Below are 19,847 nucleotides of genomic sequence, written 5' to 3' on the forward strand. Positions count from 1 at the left end.
CTATTCCTTCCCCGTCCCTGCGCTCGGCAAAGACACGTAAAACACCTTTCGATCCCCGCCATTCACGAGATGCGTACAATCCACCCAGCTCACCTCAGCAAGCATCTGCTCCAGACGCTCTGAAACGTGCTCTTCGATATCCCGTAACGTCTGCAGCAACTCAAACAACGTCATCCCGAAACGGTCCGCCGCAAGCTGGTGAGGACGTTCGATTTTCAGACGATCCATGAACTCCCCCTCGGTCGCCACAACCTCAGCCAGACGATCCTCCATATGGATGACATACGTATAAAGGGCTTGCTGCTCCTCCGGCAAAGACCCGACAATCCAATCGGTCCACTGCTCTATTAAATAATCACTCATCCTAACCACCCCGGTGATCTAATGTAAATCGTAATCGTTACTATAATTTATCATTCTTTTCTACAATACACAACCCATTTGAAAAAATAAAGCAGCCGCCTGTCTAAGACGACTGCCGCAACGGCTGATTCGAGTTCAGGATGCTAATTGGGACTGGGAACCTACGACTCTCGCTCTCTCTGTTCCAATAAAAGTCTATTGGGACGACCTACTCTGCTCTTCTCGCTACCCCTGTCCCATTAAATCTTTATTGGGACGGCCAGCTCTACTACTCTCGCTCTGCCTGTCCCATTTAGACTTTATTGGGACTACCAGTTCTACTACTCTCACTATGCCTGTCCCATTTAGACTTTATCGGGACTACCAGTTCTACTACTCTCGCTCTGCCTGTCCGATTTAGACTTTATCGGGACTAGCAATCCGCTACTCTCACGCCACCTGTCCCAATCATGCTCAACCTATTTATCGAGCAGCATACCCCGCTGAAGCCGGCTCCTCTATCGGATAAAAGCAGGCGACTTCCTGTCCGGACTCATTTTTCTCCTCAAGGATAGGGACCTCGGTCTTACAGCGGTCAGTCGCAAGCGGACATCTTGTATGGAACACGCAGCCGCTCGGCGGATTGGCGGGTGATGGCAGCTCGCTGCTCAGCACGATTCTTTCGCGGCTCCGCTCCTCGACCGGATCAGGGACGGGAACGGCTGACAGGAGTGCCCGCGAATACGGGTGCTGCGCCTTCGTCTGAAAGGAGCCTGCACCGGATTTCTCCATCACTTTTCCTAAGTACATGACGGCGACGCGGTCGGCCATATGGTTGATGACGGACAAATCATGGGCAATGAACACGTAGGTGAGGCCGAGCTTCTTCTGTAGGTCCTGCAGCAGGTTGATCACTTGAGCCTGCACGGATACGTCGAGGGCGCTGACGGGTTCGTCACAAATGATCAGCTTCGGCTCAAGGGCGAGCGCCCGGGCAATGCCGATGCGCTGTCGCTGCCCGCCGGAAAATTCATGCGGAAGCTTATGGTAGTGCGTATCCGGATCGAGCCCGACGAGTTCGAGCAGCTCTTTGACGCGCGACTCGAGGCCGTCAGTTTTGTTGTAAGCCTTGAGTGGTGCGGCGATGCTGTCGCCGATTTTCATCCTGGGGTTCAGGCTCGTATAAGGGTCCTGGAAGATCATCTGGACGTCGCGTCTCATCTCACGGGTTTCCTTGGCGTCCGCCTTTGTATAGTCCTTCCCGTTGAACAGGATTTCGCCGGACGTCGGCTCCTGGAGACCGATGATGCTGCGGGCGAGTGTACTTTTTCCGCAGCCGGATTCTCCGACGATGCCGAGCGTCTCGCCTTCCCGGACGGTGAGGTCGACGCCGTTGAGCGCCTTCACATGCTGCTTCGGGCGCTGGAACAGCCCTTTTTTCACAGGGAAATGAACGTGCAGGTCCTTGATTTCGAGCAACTCACTCATGAGGACACCACTCCTTCCTTCAAAGATTCGAACTCAGAAAAAGAAAGCAGGCAGGCCGCTTCGTGTCCGCTCCCGCGTTCCTTAAGATCCGGATCGACGTGACGGCACGCCTCGGTTGCGAACGGGCATCTCGGCTCGAAGCTGCACCCAGCAGGCGGATCGATCAGACTCGGCGGCTGTCCGTCGATCGGGACGAGCCGCTCTCCGCCACCGACGGACGGAATCGACCGCAGCAGTGACCACGTATAAGGCATCGCCGTCCGGTAGAAGATATCCTCCGCACTGCCGGACTCGACGAGGCGGCCGGCATACATGACGAGGATCCGGTCCGCCAGATGAGCGACGACGCCGAGGTCGTGGGTGATGATCATAATCGCGGCCCCGTATCTTTTCTGAATGCCCTTCAGCAGCTCCAGCACCTGAGCTTGAATCGTAACATCGAGCGCGGTCGTCGGTTCGTCTGCAATCAGAAGCTTCGGCTCTGAAGCGAGCGCCATCGCAATCAGCACACGTTGACGCATCCCGCCGGAAAATTGATGCGGGTAACTTTCGATGCGTGCCTCAGGATCAGGAATGCCGACATCCCGAAGCAGCTCGATCGCTTTCTCGCGCGCTTCCTTCTTCGGCCGCTTGCGGTGAGCCTGGATCGCTTCGATCAGCTGCTTGCCGATCTTGAAGACCGGGTTCAAGCTCGACATCGGATCCTGGAAAATCATCGCGATGTCACTGCCGCGCAGTTTTCGGAGTTCTTTTTTATTCATCTTCAAGACGCTCCGGTCATTGAAATAGACGTCCCCTTCCGGGTAGGCAGCCGGAGGCTCTGGGTTCAGCTTCATAAGCGAGTGGGCAAGCACACTCTTCCCGCTGCCCGATTCGCCTACGATTCCGACCGTTTCCCCTGCCTCGATCGAGAAGGTGACGCCATCGACGGCTTTGACGGTGCCGTCCGGCGTATCTAAATGTACATGAAGGTTGTTCACTTGAAGCATTCCGTATCCTCTCCTTTAGGCAGCCTTCGTTTTCACTTTCCGTTTCCGTTTGATGTTGTGCGGGTCAAAGGCGTCACGCAGGCCGTCTCCGAGTAAGTTCAAGGCAAGGACGGTGATGACAATCGCAAGCCCCGGGAAGATCGAGTACCACGGCGCCAGGGTCAAATAGATCTGCGCCTCCTGCAGCATGCTTCCCCATGTCGGAGTGGACGGATCGACACCGACACCGAGAAAGCTGAGCGCCGCTTCCGCGAGAATCGCCTTGGCAAAAATGAACGTCGTCTGCACGATGATCGGCGAAAGGACGTTCGGTAGAACATAGCGTCCGATGACGACACCATGACCAGCCCCTGTCGTTCTCGCCGCTTCCACGTAGGACTCATTCTTCACCTGTAAAACAGCTGAACGGACGACCCTTGCCATCACAGGGAAAAAGGCGAGTGTCAGGGCGATGATGATGTTGACGAGACTCCCTCCGAGCGCGGCGACGAGCGCCAGCGCAAGCAGTAAAGCCGGAAAGGCGAGGAAGCCATCGATGATCCGCATCAGGACGAAGTCGACCTTCCTGAAATAGCCCGAGACGAGTCCGAGGACGGTCCCGATCAATGTGGCGAACACCGCCACTAGGACGCCGACCGCAAGGGAGACCTGGGCGGCGACAACCGTTCGTGCGAAGACGTCCCGACCGAAGTCGTCCGTCCCGAACCAATGATCGACACTTGGTGCACTCAGCCGCTGTTCAGGATCGATTTCCGACGGGGAGACCGGCAGCCACCACTGGGCTGTGATCGTAGCCAAGACGATGATGACGAGCATCGTCAGGGCGAGCACGTTTGTTTTTTTCTGAAACATCATTTGCTCCTCCTCGGTTTGTTAGTCATAGCGGATGCGTGGATCGAGGAATGTATAAAGCAGATCCACAAGCAGGTTGACGAGTACATAAATGGCGGCGATGAACAGGACGACGCCTTGGACGACGGGATAGTCGCGGCGGTGGATCGAGTCGATCAACAGCTGTCCGATGCCTGGGATGGTGAACAGGGTTTCGATGATGACGGTGCCGCCGAGCAGTCCGGCGACGGTTGCGCCGAGTACGGTGGTCGTCGGAATCAGGGCGTTCGGGAAGACGTGGCCGACAAGGACGTCCCGCTCACGTATGCCTTTGGCCCGGGCTGTTTTCGTATAGTCCTGGTTGACGGATTCGAGCATGCTGTCGCGCAGCATCCTTGCGATGATGCCGACTTCGACGATTGCCAGCACGAATGACGGCAGAAGCAGGTGATAGAGCCAGCCCCCGAAGCCTTCTGCGAGCGGGATGTAGCCCGCAACAGGAAAGACAGGCAGAGCGACACCGAATCCGAGCACGAGCAGGATCGCCAGCCAGAAATCCGGGATCGAAACGCCGAACAGGGAGACGGAAGTGAAGATCGGATCGAGCACCGTTTTTCTGAGCGCGACAATCGCAATAGCAGTCGGGATGGCGATGCTCAGTAACAGAATCATCGATAGAGCCATCAGACTGAACGTCGGACCGAAGTTGGCAAAGATCAGGTCCGTCACGGCTTGTTCAGAGTAGACGGACGTACCAAGGTCACCCGTCACGACTTGGGACAACCAGGTGAAAAATTGGACATAGAGCGGTTCGTTCAAGCCGAGCTGTTCTTCAAGATCGGCAATGGCCTCAGGCGAGCTGTCCTCTCCGAGAATGAGAAAAGCCGGGTTGCCGGGCGTCAGGTGGACGATCATGAAGACGATGATGCTGACGACGAACATGACGGGAATGACAGATAGTAAACGTCGGATGATATATGTAAGCAACCGATCTTCCTCCTTTAAAAAAAGGGAAGAAAATCGCCTGTCACGACGATTTTCTCCTCTTCGTTATTCCGCTTTCCACGTGTTCCAGAAGCGTGGGCCGTACCAGCTCGTGTAGTTCTTCAAATCTTCGGAACGAGCATCAAGATTCGAGACGTTCGCGATTTTTTCAAACGGAAGCTCTTCATAAAGTGTGCCGTTCAAGTCGGCAAGGATCTGCTGTTTCTCCTCTTCCGTTTCGGCGGTTGCCCACTGGGAAATGAGGCTCTGCCACTTCTCACTGTTATACCAGCCGCTGCTGTTGGAATCCTGACCGACCATTCCGGCCTGGTTCGGCGAGAAGAACGGCGACCAGCTGATGACGACCATGTCCCAGTTGGACGGTTCGCCCCACTTCTCTAGATAGGTCGCCCATTCATACGACTCGAGCTCAACGTCGAAGCCGACCTCTTCCAGCTGCTGTTCCGTGATTTCTGCGATTTTCTTATAGTCGCTGTAGTCGTTGGCGAAAATGATACGGATCGTTTCCCCGTTATAGCCACTCTCTTCAAGCAGCTGCTTCGCTTTTTCCGGGTCATAGTTCGAGAAGTCCTCGATGTTCTCACCTGAATAAAAAGCGGTCTGGTTCGGCGTGAACAACGCCCCGTCCAGTCCGTAGAAGTCTTCGTTTCCGTACGTCGCTTTCGCAATCGTTTCTTTATCGAGCGCAGCATTCAGCGCTTGGCGGACTTTGATGTCTTCAAACGGTCCTTCAGACTTATCCGTTGTCAAAATCGAGTAGCCGTTATTGGACGTCTCTGCCTCAATGCCTGGTGTCGTTTCGATCACCTCATAAAGGTCGAGCGGGATGCCCTCGCCGTAATCGTAAAGGTCCGTCTTCAGTCCATTCAAAATGACTTGTGGGTCTTTGACGACTTTGAAATGGACCGCATCAAGATAAGCGGTCTTCGCACCGGTCAGGCCGCTCGTTTCCCCTTCTTTTGAGGCATAGTCTTCATACTTCGTAATGACGATTTCGTCACCGCGTTTCCACGAGTCGAATTGGAACGGTCCTGTTCCAATCAGCTGATCACGCGTCAGCGGCTGTTCACCTGCTGCTTCTGCGATCGATTTCGGAATCACGACAGCTGATGATTTCGGCGCTGCGAGGTCAGATAGAAGCGACGTGTACGCTTTGTTCAGCTCGATCTTCAACTGATGTTCATCCACGGCCTCAACAGACTCCACGTGTTCATTGGTGATCTCACCTACAGACGATACCTTCAGCCAGCGGTTCAGCGATGCGACCGCATCCTCTGCCGTCACTGGGTCGCCGTTATGGAACGTCACCCCTTCACGGATGTTGATCGTGTACGTCTGGCCGTCCTCACTCACTTCATAACTCTCTGCGAGAAGCGGCTTCGCTTCGTAATCCTGATTGAGCGCAAATAACCCTTCGAAGATATGCCAGCCGATTTTACGGGCGGCACTTTCTCCCGTGTACATCCAGTCCAGCGTATTCGGGTCAGCGCTGATGGCGACATTCAGCTCTCCGCCTTCCACGGGTTCTCCGGAATCGTTCCCAGAGCTTTCTGTATTGGCACTTCCTTCACTGTTCGAGCATCCGATCAAGCCGAATAAGGCAACGGCACTGACAAGTAAGAATAATAGTTTCTTCATGATTTTCCTCCCTCTAAACCTAGTATCGAATCGATAATCGTGACAAACGCTTTTTCAATATTCAACAGCGCCCGCTCATCAATGTCAAAACGAGGATGGTGATGGGCATAATGCGTCGCCTCGTCCTCATTTTGCGAGCCTACTTTAAAGAAGCTGCCCGGTCTTTCCTGCAAGTAGTATGAGAAGTCCTCCGCTCCCATGCCAGTCGGCAGTTCCACGACGTTGTCTTCACCGAACGTTTCACTGAATAAAGTCTCCAGCCTTCTCGTCTCCTCGACGTTGTTGTAAAGAGCCGGATATCCGTGCAGGTAATCGATCTCATGCCCGGCTTCAAAGGCTTCTGTCACATGTTCTACGATGTTATGAATCTGCTTTTTCACCTTCTGACGGACGTCCGGGTCAAACGAGCGCACCGTCCCCTCGAGCTTCGCAGTATCCGGAATGACGTTGAACGCATTACCAGACTGGAAGACTCCAAGCGTAATCAAGGCTGAATCAAGCGGATTGATGCGCCGGCTGATGATTTTTTGAAGGGCACTGACGACATCACTTCCGACGACAATCGGATCGATCGCTTTGTGCGGAGCGGCACCGTGCCCCCCCACCCCTTTGATCGTAATCTGGAATTTATCGACCGCAGCCATCCTGAACCCTTCTCCAAGGGCGACTTGACCGACCGGAACCGCCGAATCCAAGTGTGCCCCGTATATGTAATCGACGCCGTCCAAGGCTCCGTCCTTGATCATCGCCTGCGCACCACCAGGTGGGATTTCCTCCGCAGGTTGGAAGAGAAAGACGAGCGTCCCTTTCAAATGGTCTTTGTAATCGATCAGTGCCTTCGCCGTGCCAAGTAAAGCGGATGTATGCCCGTCATGACCACATGCATGCATCACCCCGGGATTCTTCGAACGATACGGAACCTCTTTTTCATCGATAATGGCTAGTGCATCAAAGTCCGCCCGTAGTGCCACCGTCGGACCAGGTTCTCCTCCTTGAAGCGTCGCCGTCAGCCCATGTCCACCGAGCCCCGTGCGGATGTCTTCATAACCGAAGCTCCTCAGCTTCGCTTCAATGAACTTCGCCGTCTCCGATTCCTGATAGCTCAGCTCAGGATGCTGGTGCAGGTACCGTCTCCATTCAACGACCTCATCAAATTGTTCTTCCAGCTGTTGTTCGATCATCTCTTTCACACTCATCATTCCTTCCTCCTTTTCTACTATCCCTATCATTTTAATCGGAATTAGGCATAAAAAAATCCCCCTCTTCCAGACAAGAAGAGGGGAATTCATCACCGATCGCCTCTCTTATCTTCGTACTGTGACGTACGTGGAATTAGCACAGTGCCGCACGCTGCAGCCTGTTGCTTTGACTTCATCGGGCCGGTCCCTCCGTCAATCTGGATAAGAAGATTCAATTATGAGACTCATCTTACCTTGCATAAAATGGAATGTCAACACAATATTTACATTACGTGCTCGTTAACGTTTCGGCACCCGTTTTCATAAACGAAACGGCCTGCTCGACGATTTGATCCCGTTCAAAATCCATTGAAGCGATATGATAGGAATCCGCAAGCACATGCTTCTCCTTCACCTTCGAACGAACGTGCTCGAGAATGTAATCCGAATTCTCCGGCGGGACGACATGATCCTCAAGCGACTGGAAGCAGGACACCGGACAGTCCACCTCGTGCAGTCGACCCCGGACAAGATCCATATAATCCAGCAGCTGATGATATGCCGAGACCGGCGCATAGTCATACGTAATTTCCTCCACGTCCATCCGCTTGATATCCGGTCGCCCTTCCTGAACATAGCCTACAGCCGGTTTGTCCCGATACGATTCAAATCCCGGAATCCGAATCGCCGGATTAAGCAGGATGATGCCCTCTATCCCAGCATGCTGACGAGCAAGATCCAGCGTCAACGTCCCACCCATCGACTGGCCGACCACATAAACCCGGTCGCACCTTTTCTTCAAGTTTAAAAAAGCGCGCTCGATCGTTTGATACCAGTCCGAATACGTATAGAGCTCCAGATCCTTGTAGTGCGTACCATGACCCGGCAGCCGAGGACAGGATACGGTATATCCGTGAGCAGACAGGCCATGGGCGAAATCCCATACACTTTGAGGCGTCCCCAAAAAGCCATGGCAAATCAAAATGCCGGACTTACCACCATCTATAAAGAACGAGTCCGCGTTTTTGATGACAGGATACGTCTGTTCCATCGTTTCGCCTTCTTTCTATCGTTTTCCGTAATTGATGAATTGTAAGGTTATGGGTATTAAACTACATTTAATTCCGACTTGTCAACTATGTTTAGTTTGTTTTATAAGCAGAAGCTGGTCTTATGAGGCGTCGTCACGCCTTTCAAGAAAAAATAAAAAGAAACCCTTTGTCCAGTAAAGTCAGACGTTTGACTTTATTTGTAAGCCTTTACATTGTTTGCTGGTAAGCGTAATTTGGAAGTAGACATATGTTTGATGATTCAAACAAAAGTTTGGGAGGGCTTAGGATGAATGCCGAGAATTTGACCAACCGTGAACGCGACGTCTATGAGCGGATCGTGAAGAATCCCTACATATCACAACAGCAGCTTTCCGACGAGCTCGGGCTGTCGCGTTCGACCGTAGCCAATCTGATTTCCACACTCGTCCAGAAGAATGTCCTGCTTGGACGCGCATACGTCCTGAACCAATCGAGGAACATCGTATGCATCGGCGGCGCCAACGTCGACCGCAAATTCCATTGCATAGAAGAGATGCAGCTCGAAACCTCGAACCCCGTCCATTCCAGCTACAGCGCAGGCGGTGTCGCCCGTAACGTAGCCGAAAACCTCGGCCGGCTCGGGTTTCAACCCAGCCTGATCACAGCCGCCGGCCACGACGCAGACTGGGACGTAATCGAGAGCGCCTCTTCCCATTGGATCGACCTGGAAGGCGTCATGCACGTCCCCTATGGAACAACCGGAACTTACACCGCCATTCTCGATGACAAAGGCAACATGAACGTCGGATTCGCTGACATGCAGATCTTCGACGCCATCATCCCCAAGCTCATCGATCAGAATGAGAAGAAGCTGAGGCAGGCAGAATGCATCATCGCAGATTTCAACTGTCCGAAGGAAACCCTCGCCCATCTTTTACAAAAAGCAAAGAGGGATGAGACGCCCGTAGCATTCATTACCGTGTCGGCGCCGAAGATGAAGCACCTTCCGGAGGACGTGGGCGGTCTCACCTGGTTGATGACAAATGCCGAAGAGAGTGCCTCATTTTTCAACAAGGAAATCGAAACAGAAGATCAGTGGTCCGAAGCGGTAGAGCGCTGGCTTTCGATGGGCGTCGAACACGTCACGATGACGTGGGGCGACCGCGGCGTCATGGTCGGATCGCGTAAAGAAGGTATCCGCTTGTTCAGAACGACGCCGGTTCAGGAAGTGAAAGACGTGACAGGAGCGGGCGATGCCTTCTCCGCCGCCGTCATCCACGGTTGGCTCGAAGGTTTAGGCATCGAGCATGCCGTCGAAGCAGGCTTGAAGAGCGCTTCACTCTGCATCCAATCGAGCAGCACCGTTCTGCCGGAACTATCATCTCAATTACTCAATCAATAGGAGGCTCACGATGAACGAATATTTATCCCTATCCCCTGAAGTACAGAAAGCATTTGAAGAGAACAAACCCGTCGTCGCCCTTGAATCGACCATCATTTCACACGGCATGCCTTATCCGCAAAACGTGAAGACAGCCAAGGAAGTCGAGGACATCATCCGTGGATACGGCGCGGTTCCTGCGACCATTGCGCTGCTGGATGGCAAAATCAAAATCGGACTGACCGCTGATGAACTCGATGACCTCGGAACACGCAGCGATGTCGCTAAAGCCTCGCGCAAAGACCTTCCGTACCTGCTCGCAACGAGAAAAGCCGGTGCGACAACGGTTGCAGCAACGATGATCTGCGCTGAACTCGCAGGGATCGAATGGTTTGTCACAGGCGGAATCGGAGGCGTCCACCGCGAAGCCGAAACGACGATGGACATCTCAGCAGATCTTGAAGAACTCGCCCAAACCAACGTCGGCGTCATTTGCGCCGGAGCGAAATCGATCCTCGACATCGGCCTGACCCTCGAATACTTAGAAACGAAAGGCGTACCTGTCATCGGCTATCAAACCGAGACCCTGCCAGCCTTTTTCACAAGAACATCCGAGTTCCACGTCAACTATCAAGTCGATTCGCCGGAAGACATCGCCCGAACCCTGAAAGCGAAATGGGACCTCCACTTAGAAGGAGGCGCCGTCATCGCCAACCCGATCCCAGAGGAGCATGCGATGGACGAAACCTTTATTACGACCGTCATCGACGAAGCGATCGCCAAAGCGAAGGCTGAGGGTGTCGAGGGAAAAGACGTCACCCCGTTCCTGCTTGATGAAGTGAACAAAGCGACAGAAGGAAAAAGCCTCGCCGCCAACATCGAACTCGTGAAATCAAACGCCCATCTCGGTGCACAAATCGCAGTCGCCTATGCCAACCTGAAAACCGCTGTACCGAATCGTTGAATGAGTAAAGCGCCCTGAAGTCAGGGCGCTTCTTTATTTTGTCAGGCAGCTAGATTGTTAGAAGGTTGGCTTGCCATTGGGACAGCGAGGGCACGATCCACTATCTATCAGTCTCAATTGGCTTGTATTGGGACTGATAGAACCCGCGCTCGCCTCATGCTTGTCCCATTAAACTCGTATCGGGACTCACAGCAAACGCGCCCGCCTCATGCCTGTCCCATTAAACTCGTATCGGGACTCACAGCAAACGCGCTCGCCTCATGCCTGTCCCATTAAACTCGTATCGGGACTCACAGCACCTGCTCTACCCGATACCTGTCCCAATCAGCGGAATCAACCAATCGATATTCCCCAAAAACAAAATCACGGACTGAGCTACATAAAACAAGCCCACCCCTTTACAAGGAGACGGGCTCACTCATCATATGATTCCTTGGAAATTCAAGATTACTTCAGCAATCAGCGCAGAGCCGAGGAACGTCCCGACCATGACACACATCGCAACGACGATACTCCGCCAGCCGAGTTTCACGAAGTCTGTCCAGGACCGCCCGATGGCGATACCTGCATAGGCAAGAATCGGTGTCGCAAGCGCAAGGAGATTCACTTCATTTGTGTATGTCACAACCACGTCCGAGCCCGGGAACCACGGCATCGAGAACAGGACACCGATGATGGCGACGTACGCGACGCTTGGGATGTTGGCGGGTATGATTTTTCCAAGTACAAGGCCGATCAGGCAGATACCGATGAGGATCAGTATGCCGGGAATCGCGTCAATTACGAAGATATCGTATCCGATCCAATTTCCTAACAGTGCAACCACTCCGAAGATTCCGAGAAGCAGGATCCATTCCTGAATATTCTTCAACATCTTAAGCGCCCTCCTTCATTTCTTGTTTGGCTTCCGGCTTATTGCGTGTCATGAGTTGATACAGCTTTTCCGTCAGAGGAAGGCCGATAAAGATGCTCATGTAAAGCCCAGTCGATAAGGATAACAGGTTACTCGCTCCGGCAAAGGCCATGATTTCACCTTCCATGGCTGGAAAGGCAGCGACGAGCGAGCCACTTGCGGCGGCCATCATACTTCCACTTCCTATTCCTGATGCCATCGCAAAGGAGAGCGGGTGGAGCGGTGTCCACGTAGCGAGGAACCCAGAGATGAGCCCCATGAAGACCGCTCCGAAGACGGTCCCGAAGATGTAGATGGCCATGACGCCGCGCCCTTCCGGCGAACTGAACCCGTACTTGTCCATGATCAGTCCTACATTCGGTTCACGGGCGACCGAGTGCGTCATGCCGATGCTTTCACGCTTCAGCCCAAGCAGCACAGCGACCGGAAGCGCAACGAGAATCGTGGCGAGGTTTCCGAATTCCTGAAGTAACAGGGCTGGTCCTGCTTCAATGATCTGCGGAAGCGAAGGTCCGATGATGACGCCGATTTTGGCAATAAGGAGCGTGACCCCAAGCACAATCAGCGGTTCTGCATTTTTCGATTGTTTGTCTTTAACCAATGGCGTAAAGAAAAGTCCGAGGCCGATCAGAATCGCATAAAGCATAGGCAGTAAGAGTACAACACCAGGTCCTACGGTGAAGGAATGGGTCCCGATCGCTTCTGTAATCAATACAATCCCGAGTACAATCGCGTGGAGACGCCAGTCTTTCCATATGTTCGTCAGTTGCTGCTTCAAATGAATTCCTCCTTATGTAGTGGGCTCCTTTTATCAAGTAAAGGATAATACCAGTCATTATAATATTCTGAAAATTAAAATCAAGGGCAAATTTTGTAATTCCCCGATCCCTCTTTTCATTCTCGAGGCTTCCATGTATGATTAGTCCAAAATCCTGCGGAGTGATGAAACTATGGATACAGAAGGAAAACTACGGAGTCTGATCAACGCCGTTCAGATGATGACGTCCACGTTGAATTTAGACGAAGTCCTCGAAAAATTAATTCAAGAAGTGCTGCACGTCATTGACGGATCGAACGCAAGCGTCCTATTTCTTTACGATGAAAAAATCGATAAGCTCTATGCCAAAACAGCGGCAGGGTTCGATATGGATTATTTGCAATTCGCCTACCTCGATCCCGGCGAAGGCATGAGTGGAAAGGCTTTTCTCACTCAGGAAGGACAGATTTTCTCGACACAGCACGATACACTCGAAGGAATGCAGGACATCAATCCGAAGACGAGGGAGTATTACTCTAAAGCGCGCGGCGACCTCGAATATCCGGCAAGTGCGATCTGCGTTCCACTGATGGCACAGAAAGGATGCATCGGCGTCTTGACGGTTGATATCTACAAAGAAGGCGTCACGTTTACCGAGCAGGACTTGAAGCTGCTCGAAACCTTCGCCGCTCAGGCCGTGATTGCGATCGAGAACGCCACCCTATATTCCCGGAACGAGCGGACGCAGCGGGTGCATGAAGTGTTGAGTGATGTTTCCTTGTCCCAAGGAGGCCTTGAGGAGATCACGAAAGCTCTGTCTACGCTCGTGGATGCAGAGGTCATGGTGTTCAACGATTTCTTCGACCTGCTCGCAACCTCCAGTGACGACGCCGCAACGATCGGAAAGGTCCTCACCCAGGAGTATCACGGCAAGCTCCAGCATGCGATGGCCCACGATAAAGGATCAGCCACAACCATCCAGCTCGAAGACCATGAAGAGAGTGTGTACTTTTTCCCTGTCCGGACCGATCACCGCTCGATCGGACTGATCTGCATGTACTTGACCGACTCCGACGTGCTCGACCCGTTAGACCAGTTCGCCGTCGAACAGACCGCGACGATATTCGCCTTAGAGATTACGAGACGGGAACGGAACTCGTACGACGCCCTCACCTACTCCGGCTACATACTCGACCAGCTTCTATTTGGAAAAGTGGACAAGCTGACCGTGAACGAGCTGATCCGAACGACCTCCGGCACCGGCGAAGGCAGGCAGTATATCCTCGTCCAGCTCACAATCGAAGAAGGACTGCTCTCCCTAATGGACATTTCTCGGAAAAAAGAGACCGTCACCCGGATCATCCGGAGAAAGATGGACCAACTCCCGTTCAAGACGTTCATTCTCGATCAGAACCTCGATATGATCTTCATGTTCTCCTCGCCGGACGACATGAGTGAATCGGCCGTATACGAACGGATCCGCATCGTGTTCGCCCAGATTATCGAGGAAGTGAGACAATCAGCGGAACTGTCGCTCATCGCAGGCATCGGACGGACTGTCACGGAACTCGAGGACGTCCGCACATCCGCGAACGATGCATCCAAGTGCGTCGACTATCTGCTTACAAAAAACAAAACCACTTCCCTGCTCGCCTATTTCGAACTCGGCTTCCAGCGTCTTTTTTTGAAAACGGAATCCGGAGAGCTCGAAGCTTATGTGGACGATACGATCGGGAAGCTGAAGCACTTCGATGAGGAGCATAACGCCAACTTATTGATCACGCTCAGTGTGTACCTGGATTTGAATAAAAGCATGAAGCAGACCGCCGAATCGTTGTTCATCCACGTCAACACCGTAAAATACAGACTCGGGCTGATCAAGGACATCCTCGATCTCGATGGGATTGAAGGCGAATCCGCTTTTGAGCTTCAACTGGCAGTCAACATCGACCGTTTTCTGGATTAAAACGCTTAACTGTCCACCACAGCTAAAAAGTCACCGTTATCTTTGTCGGTCATCTACATTACAAAATATTCAGACTTCTCTTATAATTTGATTTATCACAAAAAAACAGAGAGGTGATCACATGGCGGTGCAGGCCACAGCAAGCTTTTCGAAATTATTCTTATCCAGACTCATGCATCAGTATCCTGCAACGCTCGATCGAGAAGGCGTATCAGGGAAGCGGGTAGCCAGTCGCCTGGCCCAACTTTCCAAAATCGGTCTGACGGAACAACAGGGCAGTCATCGAATGTCTTTTTCAGATGAAGAGCGGGCAGCAAAAGAATTAGTGAAGGTATGGATGAAGGAAGCGGGGCTTTCCATCTATGAAGACGGAGCCGGCAACGTATTCGGCACCCTGCAAGGGAAGGATCAGGAACAGTCGATCTTATCCGGGTCCCACCTCGACAGCGTACCGAACGGCGGTCATTTCGACGGTCCACTCGGCGTTTTAGCGGCACTAGAAGTCGCCCAAGCCTGGCAGGAAACGGACTACGTGCCGGAGACGAACTTCGAAGTCGTCGTTTTCACAGACGAAGAAGGTGCACGATTCAACGGAGGCCTGACTGGTAGCCGCGCGATGGCCGGTGAAATCGATATGGCGAACCAAGTGAAGCTCAAAGACTTCAACGGAAAGTCCTTCGAGAAGGTCCTCGAGGATCACCAACTTACACTCAAAGGCTTTAGCGGTTCGAAGCGTTCATTAAACAAAGTGAAAGCCTATGTCGAGGTTCACATCGAACAAGGCAAACAGCTTGAGGAACGGAACCTCTCGACAGGTGTCGTAACCGGAATCGCAGGTCCATCCTGGCTGACCATCACCTTCAAAGGAGATGCCGGACACGCCGGAAACACGCCGATGCCCGGCCGAATCGACCCACTCGTCGCAGCCGGCGAATTCGTTCTCAGGCTGAAGGACCTCCCGGAGCAAGTCAGCCCCTCCGGCGTCGCAACCGTCGGAAAGCTCGAGGTAACTCCGAACGGCGTCAACGTCATCCCAGGTGAAGTCAAACTCACCGCGGATATAAGAGACATTGATGAACAATGGAAGAATCAAATCGTAGCCAAAGCAAGAGCACTCATTCAGGAAGTCGAAGAAAAGCACGGTGTCGCCGTCGACGTACAGGAAACGCTGAACGTCACACCGGTGAAGCTGCCTGAGACGATGCAGCAGATTGCAGCGGAAGCGACCGAACAAGTGACCGGCAAGAAAGCCTACCACCTCCCGAGTGGTGCCGGACACGACGCAATGGTGATGGGACGCTACGTTCCGACCGCCATGCTTTTCACAAACAGCAAAGACGGCATCAGCCACAACCCGAAGGAATGGTCCACTCTAGAGCACTGCGTGGAAACCATTCATGCCTTGAAGAAGACACTGGAAGCCATCGATCAAAAAGACAGGAGTGAATTACTATGAAAAAGTTGAAAGGCGTCATGACCGGTTTAATGTTGGGAAGCGCGCTGTTTCTGACAGCATGTGGAGGCGAAGAAGCGAGCGGTGATTCAGGAGAAGCGGAATACCAATGGAAGCTTGGCTGGAACTCCGGTGAAGAAGGAGACTCCAAAGGGGAAGCCGCGATCGCCTTCAAAGAATACGTAGAAGCAGAATCTGACGGCCGGATCGAGATCGAATTTTTCCCGAATGAAACGTACGCCACTTCTCCTGAGATGATCGAAGCCGTACAAGTCGGAGCGCTTGAAATGGCGATCCCAGGTGCGAACGAGCTTGCGAATATCGTACCGGAATACGCAGCCCTGTCCCTTCCGTTCATGGTGCAGACACCAGAAGAAGCCCACGCTGTACTCGATAGCGAAATCGGTGCCGACATGAGACAGAAAGCGGAAGACCATGGATTCGTCGCGTTGACTGATACAGAACTCGGGTTCACACAGATTACGAACAACGTCCGCCCGATCAACACGCCTGAAGACTTGGAAGGCTTGCAAATGAGATCCCCGAACGATGTAACATTGATCGAAACATTCGAAGCATTCGGTTCCTCCGTTTCGACGATGGCTTACACAGAGCTTTACAACGGCTTGTCCCAAGGGGTCATCGACGGCCAGTTCAACCCGCTGTTGAACATCTTTGACCAGAACATGCACGAAGTACAGGATTACCTGGCTATGACCAACTTCACGTACTACTACTGCTATATGATCTTGAACCAGGAAGAATTCAACAACTTAGATGAGGAGCTTCAACAAATCGTCATGGAAGGTGCTGAAAAAGCACGTCAAGCTTCCCGCGATATCGTAGCCGAGAGTGAAGAAGAGTATTATGAGCGCGCCCTTGAAGAATTCGAGGAAGTCACAGAGCCGGACTTAGCTCCATTCCAAGAGGTCGCAAAGCCCGTTTATAAAGAAGTAGAAGACGTCATGGGTGCAGAAATCATCAATGACATCGAAACCTTCCTTGAAGATTACCGACAGTAACGGATGATGCGGGACAGCTTGGTTGTCCCGCTTTTTCTACTAAAGAAAGGAGACCAGCACATGGCTGAAACAACCATACATAAAAAAACATGGCTGGACAAAGTAGTAGACGGCCTCGATTTCATTTCGTCCCTTCTGATGATCGCACTGACGGTGATCGTATTTGCCGAAGTGTTGAGCCGTTACTTCTTCAACTTCCCGCTCGTCTTTTCAAATGAAATGACCCTGCTGTTGTTTCCGTGGGTGATTTTCTTAGCTGCGATTTCGGTGACCCACCACGAAGAGCACTTATCCATCAATTTTTTCAGAAACCGGATGCCCAAAGTTGTCCAGCGGTGGATGTTCGCCTTCTCAAAGCTTGTCATGCTCTTTTTCTCCGGGTATATGTCCTACTCGGCATTCAAAATGGGACAGAACACAGCCAGTCAAGTCATGCCCGTTCTGCGCATATCAAAGACGTGGCTGACCACATCCGTCACCGTATCCTTTGCGATCATTTCACTGATCCTCTTGTTCCACTTCATCTTGATCATACTAGGTAAACGTGACGTTCCAGAAGAGGAGGAGATGTTCGATGATCTGGATCATGGTCATTAGTTTCTTTTTACTAATCATCTTCGGTGTCCCGATCGCCTTTGCGATGGGCGCCTCCGCACTATTCTATATACTCATTGAGGGCATCCCGCTCGAAATGTTCTCGCAACGATTCTTCACCAACACCCAGTCGTTCGCGTTCCTTGCCATCCCGTTCTTCATCTTAGCAGGGAACTTGATGATTCAAGGAAAAATAGCCCAGCGCATCATCAACGTGGCCGATTCGATGGTCAGACAGCTACCCGGTGGACTCGGGTGCGTATCGGTCGTCACGAGCATGGGAATGGCCGGCGTATCCGGCTCATCCGTAGCCGATGCGGCATCAACAGGAAGCGTCCTGATCCCCGAGATGAAAAAACGCGGATACAACGCCTCCTTCGCCGCTTCGATCAACGCATCGAGCTCCGTAGTCGGCATCATCATCCCACCGAGCAGCACGATGATCATCATCGCCTGGCTCGCGAACCTGTCGATCGCCGAAATGTTCGTCGCCGGCATCATCCCGGGCATTCTCATCGGCATCATCTACTTAGCGACCACCGTCCTGATCTCGATCAAGCGCGGTTACCCGAGAGAAGAGAAGCCGACGTTCAAAGAGTTTCTCTACCATATAAGAAAAGCATCCTGGGCGCTGCTTCTGCCGATCATCCTGCTCGGTTCAATCCTGCTCGGCATCGCAACAGCAACCGAAGCAGCAGCGATCTCCGTCGTCTACGCCCTGCTCGTCGGACTATTCGTCTACCGATCGCTCAACTGGAAGAACATCTACTCTTCCTTGAAAGAGACCGCACGCGGCACCGCCGTCGTCATGGTCACCGTCTGTACATCGATGATCTTCACGTGGGTCCTCATCTCAGAAGGCATCCCGCGCATGATCGCGAACGCCCTTAACGGCCTCGGACTACCCGGCTGGGCCCTGATTCTCGTCCTGATCGCCATCATGTTAGTCGCCGGTATGATCATGGAACTCGTCCCGAACCTGTTCCTCTTCATCCCGATCTTCTTCCCAATCGCGACCGACATCGGCATGGACCCGATCCAATTCTCGATCGTCATGCTCGTCTCACTCGCACTCGGCATGTTCACGCCACCCGTAGGAGCCACACTCTTCATCTCCTGCTTCATCGCGAAGATCGGCATCGAGAAAACGATCAAAGACATCTTCCCATACTTCATAGCCGGCATCCTTGTCGTCCTGCTACTTGCGTTCATTCCAATATTGACGCTTGGACTGCCTTCATTGTTTCAATAAAAAAAGGAAGCGCCCTCACGCTAGGGACGCTTCCTTTTTGTCGTGCGATGGTCTGATTCCTGGAAGGTGCGAAACGGATTGGGACAGCGGTACTCTATCCATCCATCTACCCGTCTCAATTAACTGGAATCGGGACTGACAGAGGCGAGTGCATCCTCTTGCCTGTCCCATTAAATCATTATTGGGACAGGCACAATCCCGTCTCGTTCAATGCTTGTCCCATTAAACTCTTATTGGGACTCAAAGGCACCGTTATCGCCTCACAGCTGTCCTATTACGATTTTATCGGGACTCCCAGTACCTGATCTCGCACCTTTTCTGTCCCAATCTATGTAAATACCAATTCCTCATACTTCATCGTGGTCCACCATGTTAAGGCCTACTATTTTTAACCGCTCCCTTTATTCCGACTCCAATCGATATCCCTATCAAGCCACCAGCACACATGCCAATAAATCGTCCCCAACCATATGCTTCATCGGCAATCAAATTTATCAGCACTACAGCCGCAACTATACCACCACACCAGACTGACCAGGTCTTGAATAGATCTTTAATAAATAACCCCTCCCCTATTGAAGGCACCTGATTTTTCAATAGTGTTCAAGTCTCAAGAAAAGAAACCCCTTTCCATTAATAGCTTAGCCACTTACACGTAACCGACGATGAGCAAAGCCCTCCAGCCCAACAATCAGTTACAATAGTTCATTCTATTTTTATTTATGATTTCACCTGTACTTTTCTCTATAATAAATTTATACCCTTTGCACCAACTGGTGTCACTTTCATCCACAATATAGACCTCAAATGTTAATCTTGTTTCTTCTATTTTCTTCATCTCATATTGGGATCCATCCAACCTTGTTCGAGGCGTCCAACCCCCTGCCAAATTGCGCTGGGATATATGAATGGCTAGTTCTCGATCAACTGGTAAGTCCGATTCATCAATATCTAACGCACGGGAGTCGATGAAAAGATAAGTAAACAGAATAAGTAGTAGTATTGCAAAAACAACGAAACTCCACTTTTTCATCACTTTACGG

Annotated in this window: 19 protein-coding genes and 1 riboswitch; of the genes, 7 read left to right on the plus strand and 12 right to left on the minus strand. The window is 52.1% G+C overall.

The genetic code is table 11. The annotated features are described in order from the left end of the window. From LCM20_RS16390 to LCM20_RS16425, 8 genes are all read right to left on the minus strand, one after another. Positions 1–363, minus strand: a complete 363-nt coding sequence (locus LCM20_RS16390) for a hypothetical protein (protein WP_225196577.1) — start codon at positions 361–363, stop codon at positions 1–3. 462 nt (positions 364–825) lie between these two features. Further along, positions 826–1,830 (minus strand): ABC transporter ATP-binding protein, encoded by a 1,005-nt coding sequence (locus tag LCM20_RS16395; RefSeq protein ID WP_225196578.1) that lies wholly within the window; start codon positions 1,828–1,830, stop codon positions 826–828. After that, on the minus strand, positions 1,827–2,819 hold the full coding sequence (locus tag LCM20_RS16400; protein WP_225196579.1) for an ABC transporter ATP-binding protein: 993 nt from the start codon (positions 2,817–2,819) through the stop codon (positions 1,827–1,829). Before LCM20_RS16400 ends, LCM20_RS16395 begins: the two co-directional genes overlap by 4 nt. A gap of 15 nt (positions 2,820–2,834) precedes the next feature. Beyond that, the gene (locus LCM20_RS16405) at positions 2,835–3,671 is read right to left on the minus strand and encodes an ABC transporter permease (protein WP_225196580.1); all 837 of its coding nucleotides are present in this window, start codon (positions 3,669–3,671) and stop codon (positions 2,835–2,837) included. 21 nt (positions 3,672–3,692) lie between these two features. After that, positions 3,693–4,637 (minus strand): ABC transporter permease, encoded by a 945-nt coding sequence (locus LCM20_RS16410; protein ID WP_225196581.1) that lies wholly within the window; start codon positions 4,635–4,637, stop codon positions 3,693–3,695. Positions 4,638–4,700: 63 nt separating this feature from the next. Then, positions 4,701–6,293, minus strand: a complete 1,593-nt coding sequence (locus LCM20_RS16415) for an ABC transporter substrate-binding protein (RefSeq protein WP_225196582.1) — start codon at positions 6,291–6,293, stop codon at positions 4,701–4,703. Continuing rightward, a complete protein-coding gene (locus LCM20_RS16420; RefSeq protein ID WP_412098008.1) occupies positions 6,290–7,489 on the minus strand; it encodes a M20 metallopeptidase family protein in 1,200 nt (399 codons plus the stop codon). Before LCM20_RS16420 ends, LCM20_RS16415 begins: the two co-directional genes overlap by 4 nt. 105 nt (positions 7,490–7,594) lie before the next feature. Then, positions 7,595–7,700, minus strand: a riboswitch (SAM riboswitch). Between the two features lie 60 nt (positions 7,701–7,760). Next, positions 7,761–8,522: an alpha/beta hydrolase gene (locus tag LCM20_RS16425; protein WP_225196583.1), complete on the minus strand. Its 762-nt coding sequence runs from the start codon at positions 8,520–8,522 to the stop codon at positions 7,761–7,763. Between the two features lie 287 nt (positions 8,523–8,809). On the opposite strand from LCM20_RS16425, the gene LCM20_RS16430 reads away from it, so the two are divergent. Both LCM20_RS16430 and LCM20_RS16435 read left to right on the plus strand, forming a co-directional pair. Next, entirely contained in the window at positions 8,810–9,904 is a 1,095-nt protein-coding gene (locus tag LCM20_RS16430) for a carbohydrate kinase (RefSeq protein ID WP_225196584.1), read from the plus strand. Between the two features lie 10 nt (positions 9,905–9,914). Continuing rightward, entirely contained in the window at positions 9,915–10,847 is a 933-nt protein-coding gene (locus LCM20_RS16435; protein ID WP_225196585.1) for a pseudouridine-5'-phosphate glycosidase, read from the plus strand. 421 nt (positions 10,848–11,268) lie between these two features. Here the strand turns inward: LCM20_RS16435 and LCM20_RS16440 are convergent, their stop codons facing one another. Next, positions 11,269–11,721: a hypothetical protein gene (locus LCM20_RS16440; protein ID WP_225196586.1), complete on the minus strand. Its 453-nt coding sequence runs from the start codon at positions 11,719–11,721 to the stop codon at positions 11,269–11,271. Position 11,722: 1 nt separating this feature from the next. Beyond that, positions 11,723–12,538 carry a DUF3100 domain-containing protein gene (locus LCM20_RS16445; RefSeq protein WP_225196587.1) on the minus strand — a complete coding sequence of 272 codons (816 nt, stop codon included), beginning with the start codon at positions 12,536–12,538 and terminating at the stop codon, positions 11,723–11,725. A gap of 172 nt (positions 12,539–12,710) precedes the next feature. Between LCM20_RS16445 and LCM20_RS16450 the strand changes: the two genes are divergently transcribed. The 5 genes from LCM20_RS16450 to LCM20_RS16470 all read left to right on the plus strand — a co-directional run bounded on the left by LCM20_RS16450 (position 12,711) and on the right by LCM20_RS16470 (position 18,804). After that, a complete protein-coding gene (locus LCM20_RS16450; protein ID WP_225196588.1) occupies positions 12,711–14,483 on the plus strand; it encodes a GAF domain-containing protein in 1,773 nt (590 codons plus the stop codon). Positions 14,484–14,604: 121 nt separating this feature from the next. Beyond that, positions 14,605–15,939, plus strand: a complete 1,335-nt coding sequence (locus LCM20_RS16455; protein ID WP_225196589.1) for a M20 family metallo-hydrolase — start codon at positions 14,605–14,607, stop codon at positions 15,937–15,939. Next, on the plus strand, positions 15,936–16,958 hold the full coding sequence (locus tag LCM20_RS16460) for a TRAP transporter substrate-binding protein (protein ID WP_225196590.1): 1,023 nt from the start codon (positions 15,936–15,938) through the stop codon (positions 16,956–16,958). Before LCM20_RS16455 ends, LCM20_RS16460 begins: the two co-directional genes overlap by 4 nt. A gap of 60 nt (positions 16,959–17,018) precedes the next feature. Beyond that, positions 17,019–17,555, plus strand: a complete 537-nt coding sequence (locus LCM20_RS16465; protein WP_225196591.1) for a TRAP transporter small permease — start codon at positions 17,019–17,021, stop codon at positions 17,553–17,555. After that, positions 17,533–18,804 carry a TRAP transporter large permease gene (locus tag LCM20_RS16470; protein WP_225196592.1) on the plus strand — a complete coding sequence of 424 codons (1,272 nt, stop codon included), beginning with the start codon at positions 17,533–17,535 and terminating at the stop codon, positions 18,802–18,804. Before LCM20_RS16465 ends, LCM20_RS16470 begins: the two co-directional genes overlap by 23 nt. A 372-nt stretch (positions 18,805–19,176) precedes the next feature. Here LCM20_RS16470 and LCM20_RS16475 read toward each other — a convergent pair whose 3' ends face one another. Beyond that, positions 19,177–19,401: a hypothetical protein gene (locus LCM20_RS16475; protein WP_225196593.1), complete on the minus strand. Its 225-nt coding sequence runs from the start codon at positions 19,399–19,401 to the stop codon at positions 19,177–19,179. Positions 19,402–19,495: 94 nt separating this feature from the next. Then, positions 19,496–19,840, minus strand: coding sequence for a hypothetical protein (locus LCM20_RS16480; protein WP_225196594.1), 345 nt, complete (start codon positions 19,838–19,840; stop codon positions 19,496–19,498). Between the last annotated feature and the right edge of the window lie 7 nt (positions 19,841–19,847).

Source organism: Halobacillus litoralis (assembly GCF_020171725.1).
Lineage (GTDB): Bacteria > Bacillota > Bacilli > Bacillales > Halobacillaceae > Halobacillus > Halobacillus litoralis_F.

What these genes read in the sequence shown, in the direction of transcription:
- LCM20_RS16420 (WP_412098008.1), bottom strand. Translation starts at nt 7,489, where the DNA reads ATGAGTGTGAAAGAGATGATCGAACAACAGCTGGAAGAACAATTTGAT.
- LCM20_RS16390 (WP_225196577.1), bottom strand. Translation starts at nt 363, where the DNA reads ATGAGTGATTATTTAATAGAGCAGTGGACCGATTGGATTGTCGGGTCT.
- LCM20_RS16430 (WP_225196584.1), top strand. Translation starts at nt 8,810, where the DNA reads ATGAATGCCGAGAATTTGACCAACCGTGAACGCGACGTCTATGAGCGG.
- LCM20_RS16395 (WP_225196578.1), bottom strand. Translation starts at nt 1,830, where the DNA reads ATGAGTGAGTTGCTCGAAATCAAGGACCTGCACGTTCATTTCCCTGTG.
- LCM20_RS16450 (WP_225196588.1), top strand. Translation starts at nt 12,711, where the DNA reads ATGGATACAGAAGGAAAACTACGGAGTCTGATCAACGCCGTTCAGATG.
- LCM20_RS16460 (WP_225196590.1), top strand. Translation starts at nt 15,936, where the DNA reads ATGAAAAAGTTGAAAGGCGTCATGACCGGTTTAATGTTGGGAAGCGCG.
- LCM20_RS16425 (WP_225196583.1), bottom strand. Translation starts at nt 8,522, where the DNA reads ATGGAACAGACGTATCCTGTCATCAAAAACGCGGACTCGTTCTTTATA.
- LCM20_RS16470 (WP_225196592.1), top strand. Translation starts at nt 17,533, where the DNA reads ATGATCTGGATCATGGTCATTAGTTTCTTTTTACTAATCATCTTCGGT.
- LCM20_RS16405 (WP_225196580.1), bottom strand. Translation starts at nt 3,671, where the DNA reads ATGTTTCAGAAAAAAACAAACGTGCTCGCCCTGACGATGCTCGTCATC.
- LCM20_RS16435 (WP_225196585.1), top strand. Translation starts at nt 9,915, where the DNA reads ATGAACGAATATTTATCCCTATCCCCTGAAGTACAGAAAGCATTTGAA.
- LCM20_RS16440 (WP_225196586.1), bottom strand. Translation starts at nt 11,721, where the DNA reads ATGTTGAAGAATATTCAGGAATGGATCCTGCTTCTCGGAATCTTCGGA.
- LCM20_RS16455 (WP_225196589.1), top strand. Translation starts at nt 14,605, where the DNA reads ATGGCGGTGCAGGCCACAGCAAGCTTTTCGAAATTATTCTTATCCAGA.
- LCM20_RS16415 (WP_225196582.1), bottom strand. Translation starts at nt 6,293, where the DNA reads ATGAAGAAACTATTATTCTTACTTGTCAGTGCCGTTGCCTTATTCGGC.
- LCM20_RS16465 (WP_225196591.1), top strand. Translation starts at nt 17,019, where the DNA reads ATGGCTGAAACAACCATACATAAAAAAACATGGCTGGACAAAGTAGTA.
- LCM20_RS16400 (WP_225196579.1), bottom strand. Translation starts at nt 2,819, where the DNA reads ATGCTTCAAGTGAACAACCTTCATGTACATTTAGATACGCCGGACGGC.